This window comes from uncultured Ruthenibacterium sp., from assembly GCF_963558415.1.
Lineage (GTDB): Bacteria > Bacillota > Clostridia > Oscillospirales > Ruminococcaceae > Ruthenibacterium.
On record NZ_CAUWGY010000001.1, the window covers coordinates 21126 to 38407 of the forward strand.

Below are 17282 nucleotides of genomic sequence, written 5' to 3' on the forward strand. Positions count from 1 at the left end.
GACAGTGATACAAAATCCTTTTGCCTTCCTCCGTGTGCTGCACAAGAGCAAAGCGTTTGCATCCGTTCAACGGCAAACTTCTCTCTTTTCATCTTCAAAAGGTTTTGATTAACAAAAAACAGCCGCCATACGTTGGTATAGCGGCTGCTTTTACGCGGATAGGCCATTATTTCACTAAGTTCTTCGGAGTTCCACCAAGCCATGCATCCAAATTGTCAAATACAATTTCAGCACGCAGGCTCATAGATTCGTTTGTCGCAAACGCGACGTGCGGCGTAACAAGACAATTTTGGGCATGCAGAAGCGGCTCAGATTCATCCAGAGGCGGCTCTTTGTCAAAGACATCGATTCCCGCACCCGCAATGATGCCGCGATTCAGTGCATCGGCAAGATCGGCGCTTACAACCACCGGTCCGCGTGCCACATTGATCAGCAGCGCTGTCGGCTTCATCATAGCCAGTTTTTCCGCATTAATCATTCCGCGTGTAGAATCATTCAATGGGCAGTGCAAAACAACAACATCCGATTTTTTGAGCAACTCTTCCTGACTGACCTGATGAACAAATTCTGGCGCATCAGCATGGTGCGTGCGGCTCTGCGCAAGCACCGTACAACCAAACGCACGGAACAACTCTGCTGTACGCCTGCCAATGTTGCCCAAACCGATGATACCAATCGTTTTATTCTTCAGTTCCCAGCCCACAAGTCCGTCCTTTGTACCTCCTGTCCGACAGCGCATCTCCACCGCACCCAGACGACGTGCTAAGGACAGCGTCATACCAAGCACCAGTTCCGCCACGGCCTGGTTGGAATAACCAGAAGCATTGCTGACTGTCACGCCTTTGGCACGTGCTGCATCTAAGCCAACGTGATCAACGCCTGTAAAAGCAATATCGATAAATTTAAGCTTCTCACACGCCTCAATCACCTCACCGGGAAGCGGCATATTGGCGAGGATTAACGCGTCTGCATCCTTGGATTCTTTAATCAATGTCGGGATGTCCGTCGTCCGGGGATAGCTGACAAACGTATGCCCTTGTGCCTCGAAAGGGGCCTTACGTGCAGAAAGTTCTTCCTCAGAAATTCCAAGAGATTCCAAAAGGACGACTTTACTCATATTAATGATGCTCCTTTTAAATGTATTTGACCTTTACAGTTTCAATGTAGAAGTATCGGCGTGGATACCGTTTGCCAGATCCTCGTCCACCTTCATGATATTCTTATCGAGACGGCGGTACATTTGAGTAAGTACCAAAGCTAGTACGACAAACAGGAGCGGAACAATGGAAACCATAGCAGTAAGGCCGCCCTGTGTAAACGTGGACTGAACCTCAAGTTCAGAATTGAATCCGATAAGCGTCAGTCCGAAACCAGCGAGGCTGGCTGCCACGCCCTGACCAATTTTGGTGGCGAAACTGGGCATAGCGTCCATCATAGACTCCAACTTATAACCGGTTTTCCATTCACCATAAGCCATACACTGAATAACAAAGAAACTGCTGAATGTGGTAAACAGACCAAGACCGGCGGTTCCAAGCACCTGACCGACAATGACGACCGGCAATACGCGAGAGAACACTCCCACCAGTGCAAAACCTGTCAAAGAACAGAACAAGCCAATACGAATAAACCCGATTGCGCCAATGCGCTTAATCGCAGCAGGCATAAAAAGAACAAGGAAAGTGGGCAAAACACCAATGAGAGAGATATAGGACATGAAGCCTACGTCGCCAACCACATATTTGAAGAAGTGGGTGTTGACAGCCGAAACGATGTTCTGGCCGAAGTGGCAAACCAGAACCATGCCAGCAACCATCCACATATAACGGTTGCGGAACAAAGCGCTCACGCTGGTTTTAAAATCGAGCTTCGGCTCTTCAGATTTTTTCTCCACCGGTTTGTTTCCGTTCAGCACGTTCTCTGGAAGCTCTTTGATTGTCAGCATACGGACAAGGCCAAGGATCATCATGGGGACAGCATAAACCAGTGTGATTTTCGTCCAACCGCCGGGCTGATCGCCCCACATCACAATGAGTTGAGGCAACGCTGCATGGCCGAGACCACTCAAAAGCATTTGCAATACCCCTTTGCGGCTGAGCACCTTACTGATGCGTTGGCCACCACGCAGGGATCGGCGTAGATATGTAGAGTCCTGCGTATTTAGGAAAGTCATGAACACACACGACAACAGAACATACACTACGAAAATGTAAACATACTTTGCGGTGTCGGACATATCCGGTGCGGAAAAAAGTGCCACTACCAGCACCCAGATTGGTACGATGCATAACTCAAATGGACGGGCCTTGCCCCAACGCGTGTGCGTATGGTCAATAATGTAACTTGCAATCAAATCGGTAAAAGCGTCGAACACCTTCGCGCCCAACATTAGCATACCGATAATCACGGGGTTAAGCCCCAATGTGTCCGTAGTATAGAATGTGATTTGCATCAACACGATGTTGACCATCGCCATAGATAGGCTTCGGGTCATCCATCGCAGCGTGAACAGCGGGGGCAGTTTGGTGGCGTGGACGTCTGCAGGGTCCCACGCCGCTTGCGCCTGTAATTTTGTGTTTTCGCTCATTACTCTTGACTCCTCCTGATTATGATAGTTGACTTTGCCTTGCAGGTCAAATGGGATTTGCTCGCTGCAAAACGGTTTCGGAAAGCGATTCGCTTTGTGGTGCACCCGGGTCTACGCCACAAAAACGCGCTCGCAGATTCTGCAATTTCAACAGAATCAGAATCAAATTGTCCGTAAGGTCTATGGAAAATGTATCATGGATTGAGAAAAATGAATACGCACATTTTAGTTTTTTTAAACATAAATTTACTCAAATATAATTTATACACGAAAATATAAACATAAACACGAAATCAAGCATATCGCTTTAAAAATGCCTTCTGTACAATAACGACAAAAGTTACTCCTCATCTTTGCATCAGATTTTACACAGGAGGTTGTGCTTATGTCGAATTTGCGATTTCTAATGGAACCTGAGCGCCGTACACCGATAATTGATGCGGATGTATTTGTCGCTGGAGCGGGCACCGCCGGATGCATCGCCGCCATTGCCGCCGCTCGTATGGGAGCCAAAGTGATTCTTGTTGAAAAAACACCCGTGCCAGGCGGCACATATACAAATGGTGGAATTGGAACATATAGTTTTTTCTCCTGCAATGAGAATTCTTCAAAATCGAAACGGATTGTGGGCGGAATCCCCTATGAACTTGCCGAACGTATAACAAAAGAAAATGGCGCCACAGGATTCATGCTTTCACCGGAAGATCACTACCGCAGCGGGTACCGCTTTGTTGCCGACCACGAGGCATATAAGGGCGTTATCAGTGAATTGTTGCTGGAGGCAGGCGTAACAGTACTTCTTCAAACGATGTTCTGTGGTGTTTCTATTGATGGCGATTTCATCACGGCGGCATTCATCGAAAACAAAGACGGTCGCAGCGCGGTGGTCGCAAAGCAATACATCGACGCCTCAGGCGACGGCGACATCGCACGCTTTGCCGGGTTGGAACAAATTGAGACGTGGCAAGATTACGACAAAGTCAGTGGCGCTCCCACCGGCCTGGTATTCGGTATGGCCGGCATCGACTTTGACCGTTTTCTGGCCGAAAACGCCGACTCAGCATTTTCCATGCCCACAGAACCGACTGCTGACGGGCGCAAGACACGGCGCATTTCCTTCACGCATCAGCGCCACCCTGACAAGTACAGAGCGCTAAGCGATATGGATATTCGCTTTTTTACCAGCATCCAGTCCCTTCATGAAGGAGATGCCACGTATATTAATAACTCAAAAGGTGCAAAGATTGACGCAACGGACGCCGCATCATACAGCCGCGCCGAACTCGAGTCTCGTGTCAAAGCCTTGCGCATGGCACAGGCATTCAAGGCCTGTGTACCTGGTTTTGAGCAGTCGTATTTATCATGGGCAGCAACACAACTCGGCGTGCGTGCCAGCCGCATCACCGTGTGCGATAAAACAGTTACCCAGAATGAAATTTCAAACGCCGCACGGTTTGATGATGAGATTGGTCTGTACGGCTTTCATGACCTTGCACCCAAACACCCAGAGCTTTTTGTGCGTGAGCCGGGATACTATGGATTTCCGTACCGAATGCTTCTGCCAAAAGGATGTTCCAACCTGTACATGGCCGGACGCTGTGTCACTGAGGACATCACCGCACACATGTCCACACGAAACACCGTCGGTTGTATGGTAATGGGACAGGCCGCAGGTGTTACCGCAGCTTGCGCAAAATGTAATCCTGGAGGTATAAAAATATGAAAATTGTAGTGCTGGACGGTTATACAGAAAATCCGGGCGACCTCTCCTGGGCGCCTCTAGAGGCGCTGGGTGAGCTGATGGTGTATGACCGCACAGACGTTCTGAACGAAGCCTGCATTGCAGCGCGCATCGGAGATGCAGACGTGGCCGTTACCAACAAGGTCCCCATTTCAAAAGCAGTCATCGACGCGTGCCGAAATCTGAAATTCATTGCGGTTCTGGCAACGGGATACAACATTGTGGATTGTGCCGAGGCACGCCGCCATGGTATTTCTGTTTCAAATGTTCCAAGCTACGGCACAAATGCCGTAGCACAATTCGCCATCGGACTACTTTTGGAAATTTGCGGACACATCGGCTACCACAGCGACACCGTTCACGCTGGTCGCTGGAGCAAAAGTCCAGACTGGTGTTACTGGGATATGCCGTTAATTGAACTGACTGGCAAAACCATGGGAATCATCGGATACGGCCGCATCGGCCGACAGACGGGGCGCATTGCTGCGGCGCTCGGCATGGATGTAATCGCGTACGATTCTCAACCCGGCAACGGTCCGGAATTTGTTTCTCTCGATGAATTGTTTTCGCGTTCGGATGTCATTGCATTGCACTGTCCGCTCTTTCCTCAGACCAAGGGAATCATCAACCGTCAGAGCATTGCCAAAATGAAAACGGGTGTGATCATCTTGAACAACTCGCGGGGTCCACTTATTGTAGAGCAGGATCTGGCCGATGCTCTCAACAGCGGAAAAGTATATGCGGCGGGGCTTGATGTGGTCGATGAAGAACCTATTGCTGCGAACAATCCCTTGTTGTCCGCCAGAAACTGCATCATCACGCCACACATTTCTTGGGCGCCAGTAGAATGCCGCCGGCGCATTTTGGAGTGCACGGTAGAAAACATCCGCGCATTTGTACAGGGACACCCGCAAAATGTTGTCAACAACTGAGGAGGAACCGGAATGAGAAAGACAACACCGTTGAATGATAATTGGTATTTTCTAAAACAGGATTGCGATGCAGCGCAGGTACTCGCACATGGCGAATCTATCACTCTACCACACACATGGAATGCACAAGACGGTACGGATGGTGGGAACGATTATTACCGCGGAGTCTGCGGATATGCAAAAAGCTTCACTCCACCGCCCCTTGAAGACGGCGAAGAACTGTGGCTGGAGTTTGAAGGTGTGGCCATGAGCGCCCAGGTGTTTTTGAACGGGCGGCAGATTGCTGCACACGACGGCGGATACTCCACATTCCGCGCTCGGCTTGATGGTCTGACAGCCGGAGAAAATGTTCTTTATGTGCGCGTGGACAATTCTGCGAATGATAGAGTTTATCCTCAGAAGGCAGATTTCACCTTTTACGGCGGAATCTATCGCCCGGTGCGGCTTGTGTCAGTACCTCAAACGCATTTTGCACTTGATTATTTTGGTGGAAATGGTCTCAAGGTAACGCCCATATTGAATCAAGCGCGAACCTCCGCCCAGATTACAGTGGAAGCATGGATAACAGGTGATGCCTCAACAGTGTGCTTTGACCTTGCGGGGCAAACAACTGAGGTTCCCGTTAAAGATGGAAAGGCAGAAACCGCATTTTTCCTTGATCCGGTACATTTATGGAACGGAAAGGCAGATCCCTATCTTTACACAGTGATAGCGCGTTTGAACAGTGGCGATGAAGTTTGTGCACGCTTTGGTTGCCGCACCATCGACTTTGACGCCCAATGCGGGTTCCTTTTGAACGGCAAACCTTTGCGTCTGTGTGGTGCGGCGCGCCATCAGGACCGACAGGGACTAGGCAGCGCTCTCACCAATAAAGAACATGACGAAGACATGGCGATGCTACTTGAGATGGGCGCCAATACTGTGCGGCTGGCACATTATCAGCACGCACAGCATTTTTACGATTTGTGCGATGAAAACGGTCTTATTGTCTGGGCCGAAATCCCCTATATCACCCAACACATGGATCGTGGCCGCACCAATACACTTAGCCAAATGACGGAACTTGTGGTGCAAAACTACAACCATCCGTCCATCGTGTGTTGGGGCCTATCAAACGAAATTACCGCCTCAGGCGGTGTAACCCAAGACATGGTCGACAACCATCGTGAACTGAACGAGCTGTGCCACAAGCTGGATGCAACACGCCCAACGACCATGGCACACGCATTTATGCTGGACATGGACGATTCCTTTGTCACAGCGACCGACATCCGAAGCTACAACTTGTACTACGGCTGGTACCTGGGCGAACTCACCCAGAATGACGAGTGGTTCGATGAATTCCACGCGAAACATCCGGATACAGTGATTGGTCTGTCGGAATACGGTGCGGATGCCAATCCTGCCTACCAGAACGGCACGCCGGAAAAAGGAGACTGGTCAGAACCATATCAGTGCGTGTACCACGAACATCTTTTGAAAATGTGGGAAGAACGCCCGTACATCTGGGCCATGCACTGTTGGAACATGTTCGATTTTGCCGCCGACGGACGGGATGAGGGTGGAAAGCCCGGTCAGAATCAGAAAGGACTTGTGACTTTTGACCGCCAAACTAAAAAAGACGCTTTCTACCTCTATAAGGCATATTTGTCGGACGAGCCGTTTGTGCACCTCTGTGGACGGCGATATGTGGACCGCACAGAAGATGTGACGGAAATCAAGGTCTACTCAAACCAACCGCGTGTGACACTTATGATAGATGGTCACGTGTTTTCTACCATGGAAGGGTACCGCATTTTCCGATTCGAAGTGCCCATCATCGGGGAGCATAAAATCGAAGCGCACTGCGGCACAACCGGTCTGAGCGATTCTATCACCGTACGAAAAGCTGCACAACCGAACCCGGCCTACCGTGCGGATGGCGGCGAGGTCGTCAACTGGTTTGACCGAGCGGATGAAATCATTCGTGAAGGGTATTACTCCATTCTCGACACAATGGAGGATATCAAAAAGAGCCCGGCGGGCGCTGCGATGCTTCAGCGAATGATGGCACAGGTATCGGCCAGCTATGGTGATGTAGCCAAGAGTGTCACACTACCCGAGTCCGTGCAGCGCCAGATGGATAAAATGCCACTGGAAAAACTTCTGAAACAGGCGGGCAAAGCTGTCAAACCTGCGATGGTCAAGCAGTTAAACGCTGCACTTAACCAAATTCCTCGCAACTGAACCCAAACAGCCGAAGCATCTTCAAGCAAGGTGCTTCGGCTGTTTGTCTGGTCTCCCACTAAACGGATGTGTTTCATAGTTTGCAGCAAAGTTTTCCTGCTACGCATCCGCCGTCACACAGAATATCACACCCAGTCAGATATCCCATCTCGGGATCACTCACAGCGGCGAAAAGTGTCGCAATTTCCTCCGGTTTTCCCGAGCGTTTCAGGGCATTGAAGCGCAGGTAGCTCTGTGCTTGCTTTTGTTCCAGTGCCCCCATGGGAGTATCAAAATTTCCGGGTGTAATCGACAGCACACGCACGCCATGTGTGCCAAAGCGTGCAGCCTCACAGCGAACATACCAAATCACAAAATATTTGCTGATAGCGTATGCAGCTCCTGGCCGACTCTTCTTTGGAAGCATTCTGATACGGCTCAGCAGCTTGTCCAGAAAGGCGCTTCGGTCCGTCTTTGCCAGTGCGAAGGCTTTTTGTGGCATGATAAACTTTGGCGCTAGATAAGCAGACATAGAAGAGGTATCCACTATGCAACCTCCCTTGTCTAACACGGGATAAAACGCATCATGCATATGAATTGTCCCCAATGCATTTCCACGCAAAATCGCCTCTTCATCTCCCATGTGTGGGCTCATTCCAGCGATGTGCAGCACTGCTGTAACCGTACCATTGCTTTGTGCCAATGCCGCTAAATTTTTTACGCTTTCCCAATCACCTACATCACAGCGACATGCTTGCGCGCTAATTCCTTCTGCGCGTAACTGCGCAATTGCGGAATTCAACTTTGCAGGCGTGCGTGCTGCTAAAACTAGCGAATACCCCTTTTGTCCCATCTGTTTGGCTGTCGCCAATCCTATTCCGCTGCTGCCGCCAGTAATCACACAAACATTTTTTTTGTTCATACACGCACTGCTCCAATCTTTCCAGTGGCCTTCAACCACGCGATTTCGTCGTGCATTGTCTCGCGATAACTGCGTGTATGGTACCCCAGCTCCCGTTGGGCTTTGGACGAATCAAAGTCGTTGTTTCGTGCAAGATTGTAGATAGAAAACGTGGTGAGCAGTGGTTTTTTTCCATTCCTTTTTGCGCGTTTTTCCACAAGACCAGCCATCGCCCCCGCGATGCTGCACGGAAGAAACAGACTGGGCGCCTTGCACCCGGCTTCCTCTGCGACCAGTTTTGCGAAATCCTTAAATCGTACTTCTTTATTGCCCAAAATATAGCACTCACCCACCCGGCCTTTGTCCATCGCCGCAATACAGCCTGCGGCAAGATCGCGTACATCACACAGATTAAACGTACCGTCAATGCCCACTGGCATCTCACCATTGATGATTTTAATCATCGTACCAGTGGTCTCGCCGACAGCATAATCCTCTGGTCCCATGATGCCTGAGGGATGAACCACGCAGGCATTCAGACGCCGTCGTTCCACTGCGTCCAACACAGCCTGTGTTGCCAGCGCCTTGCTCTGGCTGTAACAACCGCGCACAAGGTCTGGTGTTTTCTCCGGTGTAAAGTGGCTTATCTCTGTAATCTTTCGGCCTTTTGGCAGTTCGGGAATTGCGCCTGTGGAACTGACGTAGACGAGTTTTTCAAAGCCGGGCGAAGCAAGGCAGCAGTCGATTATGTTTTCAGTGCCACCGACGTTCACATCCATAACCTTCTGATTGTAATCGGGGTTGACGGTGACGACGGACGCACAGTGGATGACACGGATGCGCACTCCCGGTTTAACGTCAAAAAAGCGGCGTAGAGACGCTTGATCAGTCAGATCACCCTCACAGATTTCCGCCTCGCCCGGAACGTATTTTTCCGCCTGGTCTCCGGGTAGAACAAAGGCTCGTACACGTTCGCCGCGCGCGACGAGCTGGCGGCAGACGGTACCGCCCAAAAAACCGGCTGCACCGGTTATGAGATAAATCGTTTGTCGGGCTTTTATTGTATCAGTAATCATAGATAAATTCTCCTTTTTGCTTACCACACAGAGCGATTTTTCTTAAAGATTGAGACCGCTTGCAATTAACTGAAGATGAACCACCATCGGTTCTTCGCCATGTTTCGGTTGTGCGAATGTATTGAATTCCGAAACCTTCAATGTAACATGATCGCCCTTTTTCAACCTTCCCATATCAGCTTTGGCAATCATATACATCTTATAATTGAATGCAATGGTATCGCCGTCAACAACACACGTTTGAATGGGCCCCATATCCATTTCAAAGGCATCTCGCTGCTGCTTCATTGCGGCACGATAGTCTCGATAAACTTGCGGTTCAGCGCCAATTGCGTCGATGACACACGATTCTGCATACAGGCTGTCAGCACAAGCGAGCCATCCCTCATAGTCAGGCTTCCAGCCAGCCCACCAGCGGTATACCCGTTCTTTAATGATGTTTTCAAAGTTGCTATGTGCGGCGGGATTTTCTCTGATTTCTTTCAACACTGTTTCATACCCCTGCTGTCTCAGTAAAGCATATGTATTTTTGTTCATGGTGTTCCTCCCAAAAGATTTTCGTAATTTATGAGAATGTTTTCTCATCCAACGACTGCCATTTTACGCGAGGAACGTCAAGGAGAAGTCAACAAACCCGTTGATTTTCTGTTGATTTTTCTGTGATATGGTACCCAAATATAAAAGGAGGGAATTGGATGTTCCGGATTCTGGTTGCCGAAGATGATGCCGCAACGAGCCGTCTGTTCTGCGCCATTCTGCGCCGCGCCGGGTATGACCCTGTGTGTGCGGCAGACGGAGCGGATGCTCTGGAAAAGCTGGACCACTTACAGATTGATCTGCTCATTTGCGACGTGATGATGCCACACATGGACGGTTTTGCATTGACAAAGGTAATTCGCGACAGTGGCAGTATGTTGCCTATTTTGATGGTAACGGCAAAATCTCTTCCAGAGGATAAGTACCAAGGTTTTCTTGTAGGCACCGACGATTACATTACAAAGCCTGTAGACCGGGAAGAAATGCTTTTGCGTATCAAAGCCCTTTTGCGGCGTGCCCGCATTGCATACGAACACAAAATTACGCTTGGGGATGTAACGCTCGACTACGATACATATACTGTGCGACGGGGATATGAAGTGCAGACGCTTCCGCCGAAGGAATTTTTATTGCTTTATAAACTGCTTGCGTATCCAGAGCGCACCTTCACGCGTGCACAGCTCCTTGACGAACTTTGGGGAATGGATTCCGACAGCGATGGTCATACCGTCAACGTACACATCAACCGACTTCGAAGTCGGTTTTTCGACTGGCCGGAGTTTGAAATTCAGACGGTACGCGGACTTGGTTACCGCGCAGTGAGAAAGGATATCTGCGATGCGAAATAAACTCAGACAGAGTCTATTCACCTTTAATCTCACGGTTCTTTTGGTGTTCAACCTGTTTTTTATTCTCCTTGCGGTGCTGGTTGTGACAGCGCTGATGGGATGGCTTGCCTCTCAGTTCGGGTGGATTGACCTGACGACGATGCTACGCCCGGAAGCCGTAATGATTGTAGTGTATACTGCGTCCATTCTGATTGCTATCAGTATGGTAGTGATGATTCAGAAAGTAATTTTGACACCGGTACGTCAAATGGTCACTGCCATGCAACGACTGGAAACTGGGGACTTCACGGTGCGTATGACGTGCAAAGGCTGGATGCGCCCACTTGAACTGCGCGAATTTGTTCGGTCATTCAACACGGCGGCTGAAGAACTAGGAAACACAGAAATGTTGCGTCGAGATTTTATCAACAACTTTTCCCATGAGTTCAAAACTCCCATCACATCGCTGGGCGGATTTGCCGACCTCCTTTTGACCGATGCAGACATGTCCAATGAAGAACGACGCGAATACCTTGGTATTATCAGCGCGGAAAGTCACCGGCTTGCAGAACTGGCTGACCATGTGCTCGCGCTCTCACGCGTGGAAGCACAGACAATTCTAAGGGACACCGCCCCCTTCTCGTTATCGGAACAGCTCCGGCAGAGCGCCATGCTGGTTCAACAGAAGTGGACTCTCAAAAAGGAGATTCTCCTCGAGGTTCAAATTTTCGAAACCGAATGCGTTTATACAGGCAATGCTGCGCTTTTGAAAGAAGTATGGCTAAATGTGCTTGACAACGCCTTCAAATTTTCCCCCAATAAAGGCACCGTGGTACTGGTGCTGTGCCAAAACGAAACCGCCGTAACCGTGACTGTGACAGATCAGGGCCCCGGTATGGACGAGGCAACACAAGCAAGAATATTTGATTGTTTTTACCAAGGCGACACAAGTCATCGGACTGAGGGCAATGGACTAGGCCTTGCCATGGTGAAAAAAATCATCGATCTGCATCAGGGAACGGTCACGGTGTACAGTCGCCCTGGCAATGGAAGTTCGTTCGAAATCTCTCTTCCGTTTACCGTCACCTGATCTGCTCTTTACACAAAACGCAAAAAGGCCCGACAGAGTATCTGTCGGGTCTTTTTGCATATTGTGCGGTCTCACATCCATTCGGACGGATCACTCCAGCCTCGTTTGCCCAGATATTTTTCCAAATCAATCTTGGAAGCCTGTTCTTTGGTCAGGCAAGCATTTAGAAGTTTGGCCCAGCCACCAGCTCCCTCCGGAGCAGTAACCGCGTCCGTGGGACGCAACAGATTGAGCAGCGGTTCACCTGCTTCTAAACGTCGGGCGTTTTCCCGAATGATTTCAATGCTTCGTCCTGCTCGGTGTGGAACCTGCGGAGTGCAATGAGGCGTGATGTACACGGTTGGATAATGCCACAAAGGGTGATTAGACGGCAACGGTTCTTCCTCTAAAACATCGAGTCCCGCGCCCCCCAAGTGTCCCTCGTCCAGAGCACGCATTAGGTCCTCGGTACACACAATGCCACCGCGTGCCATGTTTACAAGGAATGCTCCCGGCTTCATTGCTTTCATGGTGTCATAATTAATCATATGATATGTCTCATTCGTGAGAGCCAACGTCAGAATTACGAAATCCGACTGCTCCAGCAAAGGACGGATTGTATCGCCGTTCGCCTCAGACAGTGCAACGTCTACAAGACTTTTGTCGGAAATGGGATATCGGTCGTATCCGATTACTTTCATACCGAACGCCTTCAATCGCGCCGCCGTCATACGGCCATTATTACCCATTCCAATGATGCCCGCCGTACGGCTATACAACCCGCGCCACTGGTTTGAACCATCAACGCCCCAATGTCCGGTTTCCTGTGCCGCCAGCAACTCTTTGGTGTGATAGCAGTGTTGCAGCATAAAATAAATGCAGTGTTCTGCCAAAACAGGTGCACTGCGCCCGGCCGCTCCCGTCACGGGAATACCTCGAGCAAACACCTCGGGCCGCGCAGAACCATTGAGCCCCGCATGGTCACAATGAATCCATTTCAAGGTATTTTCACCCAATAAACAGGTGGGAACATCTCCCAAAATCAATGCTGCATCAGCATCCTTGACTTCCTGTTCCAGTTTTTGCGTATCATAAAAATCAACATATCGAAAATCTGCATCGGGAAACACTTGGCGCAGCGTATGCATATCGTCTTTGTTGTACCAAAGCGTTGTGACGACCTTTTTTAGTTTTGGCATAAAAATCCCTCTTCGTCTTATGTTTTATTTGGAGTAATCAGTGCAACGGCAATATCATTGACATTTGTACCCGTCGGTCCAGTGACGATTAAACCACCAGCCGCCTTAAGTGTTGGGTATGCGTTGTTTGCGCTTAGCACTTGGTGTACCGTCAGACCGCATCGTGTGAGCACCGCACAGGTGTCGCCGTCTGCGTATCCTCCTGCCGCGTCCGTGGGACCGTCTGTTCCGTCCGATCCCACACTGAACACTGCCGCGTTTTTCATTCCCGCAAGTCCGGGAGCCGCCGCAAGCGCCAGTTCCTGATTTCGTCCACCTTTTCCCTTTCCTGTCAGATGCACTACTGTCTCACCGCCTGCCAAAAATGCCAATGGTTCGGTTGTATCCGCGTGGCTTTTTGCGACGGAGGCAAGAAAGCTTCCCGCTTCTCGTGCCTCACAACAAAGGCGATCGGTAAGTACTACAGATTTGTATCCTAGGCGTCTGCAAGAAGCAGCGGCTGCTGCACACAGTTCACTTACACTTCCTGTAATCTGTGTTTCCACATTGTCAAGTTGTTTCGGCGTCTCGGTACGTAGACATTCCATCGCTCTTTCACTGAGCTGCAACCCGTATTTTTTGACAACTTCCAATGCCTGCTCGCAAGTGGTCGTATCCGGGCATGCGGGACCTGACGCAATCATATCCAATGGGTCTCCTAAAATGTCTGACAGAACCACCGAGAACACCTTGGCCGGGGCACACGCCTGAGCAAACCGACCACCTTTCACCGCCGAAAGCCGTTTGCGCACCGTATTCATCTCCACAATATCTGCTCCGCAGGCCAGCAATTGCTGTGTAATATCTGCAAGTTCTTTTCCCGGCACGAGCGGCTGTTCAAACAGCGCACTTCCACCGCCTGATAGAAGGAACAGCACTGTGTCGCCCTCTTTCGCACTTTGCACTAAGTCCAATGCCGCTCGTGTCGCTAAAAACGAATGTTCATCCGGAACGGGATGCCCCGCTTCGTAACATACACACCCCGGAATATCTCCCATCACGTGACCGTACTTTGTCACAACTACACCGCCTGAAAGTGTTCCCAGACAATCTGACGCTGTCTGAGCCATCTGCCACGCTGCCTTGCCCGCCGCTACAAGGTACACATTCCCCGTCAGCGGATGCTGTGCCAAAGCACGGCGCACTGCCTCATCAGGCAACACCGCCGCCACAGCTTCCTTCACGATTGCATCCGCATGGCGGCGCAAGGTACTATTCATGACATCTCTTCCTTTCCGTCTTCCGCTCAGCGGCCAATTTCGATTCCAGTCATCTTCTCATAATATTTTGCAATCGCACTGTGATCGCACTGCCCGCAACCGTTGTTGTGCAGCCACTGCAGCACTTCCTGCACCTCTGCGGTCATCGGCAACAAAGCGCCTACCGTATGCGCGCAATCCAGTGCGTTATTCAAATCCTTAATGTGCAAATCGATTTTGAAGCCCGGCTTGTCGTTTCCTTCAATCATCATCGGCGCCTTTGCATTCATTACCGTTGAACCGGCAAGGCCGCCTTTGATCGCCTCAAATACCAGTTGCGGGTCCACACCGGCTTTCTGAGCCAGAGTCAGTGCTTCGGCCAGCGCCTGAATGTTGCACGCTACAATAATCTGATTGGCCAACTTTGTTGTATTGCCTGCGCCCACATCGCCGCAGCGCACTACCGACGCGCCCATCGCACTCAACAAATCTTTGCACTTGTCAAATACTTCCTGTTTGCCGCCGACCATAAAGCTCAACGTGCCATCAATGGCCTTGGGTTCGCCACCCGACACCGGCGCATCCAGCATCTCCACGCCTTTTTTCTCCAGCACCTGTGCAATTTCTTTAGATGCCACTGGATTAATAGAGGACATATCGATGAACAAACTGCCTGGTTTCATGTGATCGGCCACGCCGCCTTCTGTCAGCATAACCTCTTTCACCTGGGGTGAATTTGGAAGCATAGTCAGTACTACATCGCACGTCTCACCGATTTCTGCCTGCGTCGCCGCTTTCGCTCCTGCAGCCACCACTTCATCCACGTTCGCCTGATTGCGGTCGTTTACCATCAGCTCATAGCCTGCTTTCAGAAGATTCTTTGCCATGGGTTTCCCCATGATTCCAAGTCCAATCAATCCGATTTTCATACGTTCAAATTCCTTTCCCATTTGATAAATTGATTACAATGGCCTCGTACTCATTTAGTACGTCCAATGTCAGTTTCAAAGCATCGCCGCATTCTTCGGTCCGAACTGTGCCGCCGCACAGCGTCGATGCATTTCCGCGTATCCCCGGTAGCATGATGCACACATCTCGCAGAGGGACAGGCTCGAAAAAGCTATTGGCAAAGCACCCTGTCGTGTTGACAAACTGCACCACCAACACACCGTCTTTCTTACTGAGTGTGAGTTCTGCCATTGGCGTGAGATCCGGCGCCAGTTCTGGCATCCCACACACACGGAACAATACGTCTTGCAAAAAGCGCAGAGGATTGGCATAACCTTCCCGCTGGTACAGCGCGCCGCCGCGCCATGGCAAGTATACGCCATGCCCTTTTCCAAACGAAGACACAATCAAACCTGGAATATCCTCGACAGGAGCGACTCGACAGCACTCTGGCGGGCCGAACGGATGTTCTGGAATTAGTTGCAGGTAAGTCGAAGCGCCCAACACCGGCTCAACGCACACAATCTCATCTCCAAAGTCGATGTACGGAGTTTCAGCGCACTGACGGAACTGAGAGCTGTCTTCCGGACGAATTTCCAGCATCGATGATTTCAGTCCTTTTCGGGTCTCCTTCACGTGCCGAACACCGAGACATGCGAGCTGTGCACTGCCTTTTCCGAGCGCTGTATTACCCGTTGCCAATACTGTACCACCGCTTTCGGCAAAGGTGTCGAATATTTTTGCCTGTATCTCGGTGAGCCTTTTCGCATCTGGCAAAATTACAAGCTTTTTTCCTGCCAGAAGCGTCAAGTCCTTCAACGACGTTAAAGGGATTTCGTCAAAAGGAATATGGCTTTCTGTCAGGATACGCACCCATCCTTTGGCCTCGTCATCCATACGCTGCCAGTCACCGGTCTGAACGAGCACCGTTTGCGCCGCACTCGTTAGGCCACTGAAAAGATTCTCGTGCTGCTTGTGAAACTGAAATACGCGGCGCGTTGGCTCAAAACCCGATGTATCTCGGTGGCTATCCAGACGTCCCACAATATACATACTCAGGCAGCCAGAATTTGCAAGATTCTGCCACTGCCTCAGCGCCATCAGCGCAGGCGACACCGAGAGAAATCGATGTCTGAACCCAATATAGTCGACACTTGCGTTGTCGCTCGGTCTATCGCGGAACGGGCCGGCCGCACTGCGGGAATTAGAAGACGCTTTATACACCCAGTTTGGAACATTGTATTCTGCCGCGGCCTCGCTGCGCAAAAAGTCCACACCATTTACAGCAAGTTCTGGATTTATCTGCTTTACAAAGGCGGTCAATTTTTCTTTATACTGTGCATTCCATCTCATCTGGAAAGTTGTATATTCCCGCAATGACGGATCGCGCGGATCCGCAGTGTTTGGTACATCCTTTCCGGTTTCCGCTTTGTATCTTGCACGGCATGTTTGGCATTGGCACACTCCGTAAAACCGTCCGTTGTAATCCGTTAAAAATGCCCCGCTCATATTGCAAAACAATCCATCGAATGGATGAGTTTCAAGCAATTCTTTCAGAATTTCAAAAACTTGTTTTTGACGATATTCACTATTCGGACACACACTCACATAACCGTTATAGTCTAGCATGTTACCGTCCGCAAGACGGGCAGCCCAGTCTGGATGGCGCTCAAATACGTCGCGTCGAATGCGAGAAAAATCGGTGCGTGCGATAACACGGATACCCTCGGCATGGCATGCGTCCACAATATGGCGCAGAAGGTCGTTTTTCACCCCTTCGCTGCGGGGATGGAACTCAAAGCTCGTATCGTAACTCGCAGCGATACCGGCAGCGTTTACATTCACCACCGTCGCGCCAAAATCTTTCAGGCTTTTCGCATAGGTCTCCGCATCCAGTCCTGCCATTTCGTGCTCGGGCAGATTTGTCTGTATCATACGCCACGGCGTTGTTTCCCACCAATGAGGCATAAGGAACTCCTCCTTTAAATGTGTTTTTGAATATTCTGCTCCGTTCCGTCCCCG

14 protein-coding genes are annotated in these 17282 nt (G+C 50.3%); 5 read left to right on the forward strand and 9 right to left on the reverse strand.

Features of this window, described 5'->3' with window-relative positions:
* Nucleotides 1–166: 166 nt before the first annotated feature.
* Nucleotides 167–1117, reverse strand: coding sequence for an NAD(P)-dependent oxidoreductase (locus AB5H98_RS00085; RefSeq protein WP_367923868.1), 951 nt, complete (start codon nt 1115–1117; stop codon nt 167–169).
* Between the two features lie 33 nt (nt 1118–1150).
* Nucleotides 1151–2587 (reverse strand): MFS transporter, encoded by a 1437-nt coding sequence (locus AB5H98_RS00090; protein WP_367923869.1) that lies wholly within the window; start codon nt 2585–2587, stop codon nt 1151–1153.
* 385 nt (nt 2588–2972) lie between these two features.
* On the opposite strand from AB5H98_RS00090, the gene AB5H98_RS00095 reads away from it, so the two are divergent.
* Genes AB5H98_RS00095 through AB5H98_RS00105 form a run of 3 tightly spaced genes read left to right on the forward strand, consistent with a single transcriptional unit; the run spans nt 2973 to nt 7486 of the window.
* Nucleotides 2973–4310 (forward strand): FAD-dependent oxidoreductase, encoded by a 1338-nt coding sequence (locus AB5H98_RS00095; protein ID WP_367923870.1) that lies wholly within the window; start codon nt 2973–2975, stop codon nt 4308–4310.
* Entirely contained in the window at nt 4307–5260 is a 954-nt protein-coding gene (locus tag AB5H98_RS00100) for a D-2-hydroxyacid dehydrogenase (protein WP_367923871.1), read from the forward strand. Before AB5H98_RS00095 ends, AB5H98_RS00100 begins: the two co-directional genes overlap by 4 nt.
* A 12-nt stretch (nt 5261–5272) precedes the next feature.
* A complete protein-coding gene (locus tag AB5H98_RS00105; protein WP_367923872.1) occupies nt 5273–7486 on the forward strand; it encodes a glycoside hydrolase family 2 protein in 2214 nt (737 codons plus the stop codon).
* Nucleotides 7487–7559: 73 nt separating this feature from the next.
* Here AB5H98_RS00105 and AB5H98_RS00110 read toward each other — a convergent pair whose 3' ends face one another.
* From AB5H98_RS00110 to AB5H98_RS00120, 3 genes are read right to left on the reverse strand one after another with little or no spacing between them, the layout of a single operon-like run.
* The gene (locus tag AB5H98_RS00110; RefSeq protein WP_367923873.1) at nt 7560–8387 is read right to left on the reverse strand and encodes an SDR family NAD(P)-dependent oxidoreductase; all 828 of its coding nucleotides are present in this window, start codon (nt 8385–8387) and stop codon (nt 7560–7562) included.
* Nucleotides 8384–9442, reverse strand: coding sequence for an NAD-dependent epimerase/dehydratase family protein (locus AB5H98_RS00115; RefSeq protein ID WP_367923874.1), 1059 nt, complete (start codon nt 9440–9442; stop codon nt 8384–8386). The genes AB5H98_RS00110 and AB5H98_RS00115 overlap by 4 nt, the downstream gene beginning before the upstream one ends.
* Before the next feature lie 42 nt (nt 9443–9484).
* Nucleotides 9485–9979, reverse strand: a complete 495-nt coding sequence (locus AB5H98_RS00120) for a hypothetical protein (protein ID WP_367923875.1) — start codon at nt 9977–9979, stop codon at nt 9485–9487.
* Between the two features lie 158 nt (nt 9980–10137).
* Between AB5H98_RS00120 and AB5H98_RS00125 the strand changes: the two genes are divergently transcribed.
* The gene (locus AB5H98_RS00125; protein ID WP_367923876.1) at nt 10138–10827 is read left to right on the forward strand and encodes a response regulator transcription factor; all 690 of its coding nucleotides are present in this window, start codon (nt 10138–10140) and stop codon (nt 10825–10827) included.
* Nucleotides 10817–11896, forward strand: a complete 1080-nt coding sequence (locus AB5H98_RS00130) for an ATP-binding protein (RefSeq protein WP_367923877.1) — start codon at nt 10817–10819, stop codon at nt 11894–11896. The genes AB5H98_RS00125 and AB5H98_RS00130 overlap by 11 nt, the downstream gene beginning before the upstream one ends.
* A 71-nt stretch (nt 11897–11967) precedes the next feature.
* On the opposite strand, the gene AB5H98_RS00135 is transcribed toward AB5H98_RS00130, so the two are convergent.
* From AB5H98_RS00135 to AB5H98_RS00150, 4 genes are read right to left on the reverse strand one after another with little or no spacing between them, the layout of a single operon-like run.
* Nucleotides 11968–13074, reverse strand: coding sequence for a D-2-hydroxyacid dehydrogenase (locus AB5H98_RS00135; protein WP_367923878.1), 1107 nt, complete (start codon nt 13072–13074; stop codon nt 11968–11970).
* A gap of 17 nt (nt 13075–13091) precedes the next feature.
* Nucleotides 13092–14333 (reverse strand): glycerate kinase, encoded by a 1242-nt coding sequence (locus tag AB5H98_RS00140; protein WP_367923879.1) that lies wholly within the window; start codon nt 14331–14333, stop codon nt 13092–13094.
* Nucleotides 14334–14359: 26 nt separating this feature from the next.
* The gene (gene garR, locus AB5H98_RS00145; RefSeq protein WP_367923880.1) at nt 14360–15241 is read right to left on the reverse strand and encodes a 2-hydroxy-3-oxopropionate reductase; all 882 of its coding nucleotides are present in this window, start codon (nt 15239–15241) and stop codon (nt 14360–14362) included.
* A 4-nt stretch (nt 15242–15245) separates the two neighbouring features.
* A complete protein-coding gene (locus AB5H98_RS00150) occupies nt 15246–17228 on the reverse strand; it encodes an alpha-amylase family protein (protein ID WP_367923881.1) in 1983 nt (660 codons plus the stop codon).
* Nucleotides 17229–17282: the final 54 nt, after the last annotated feature.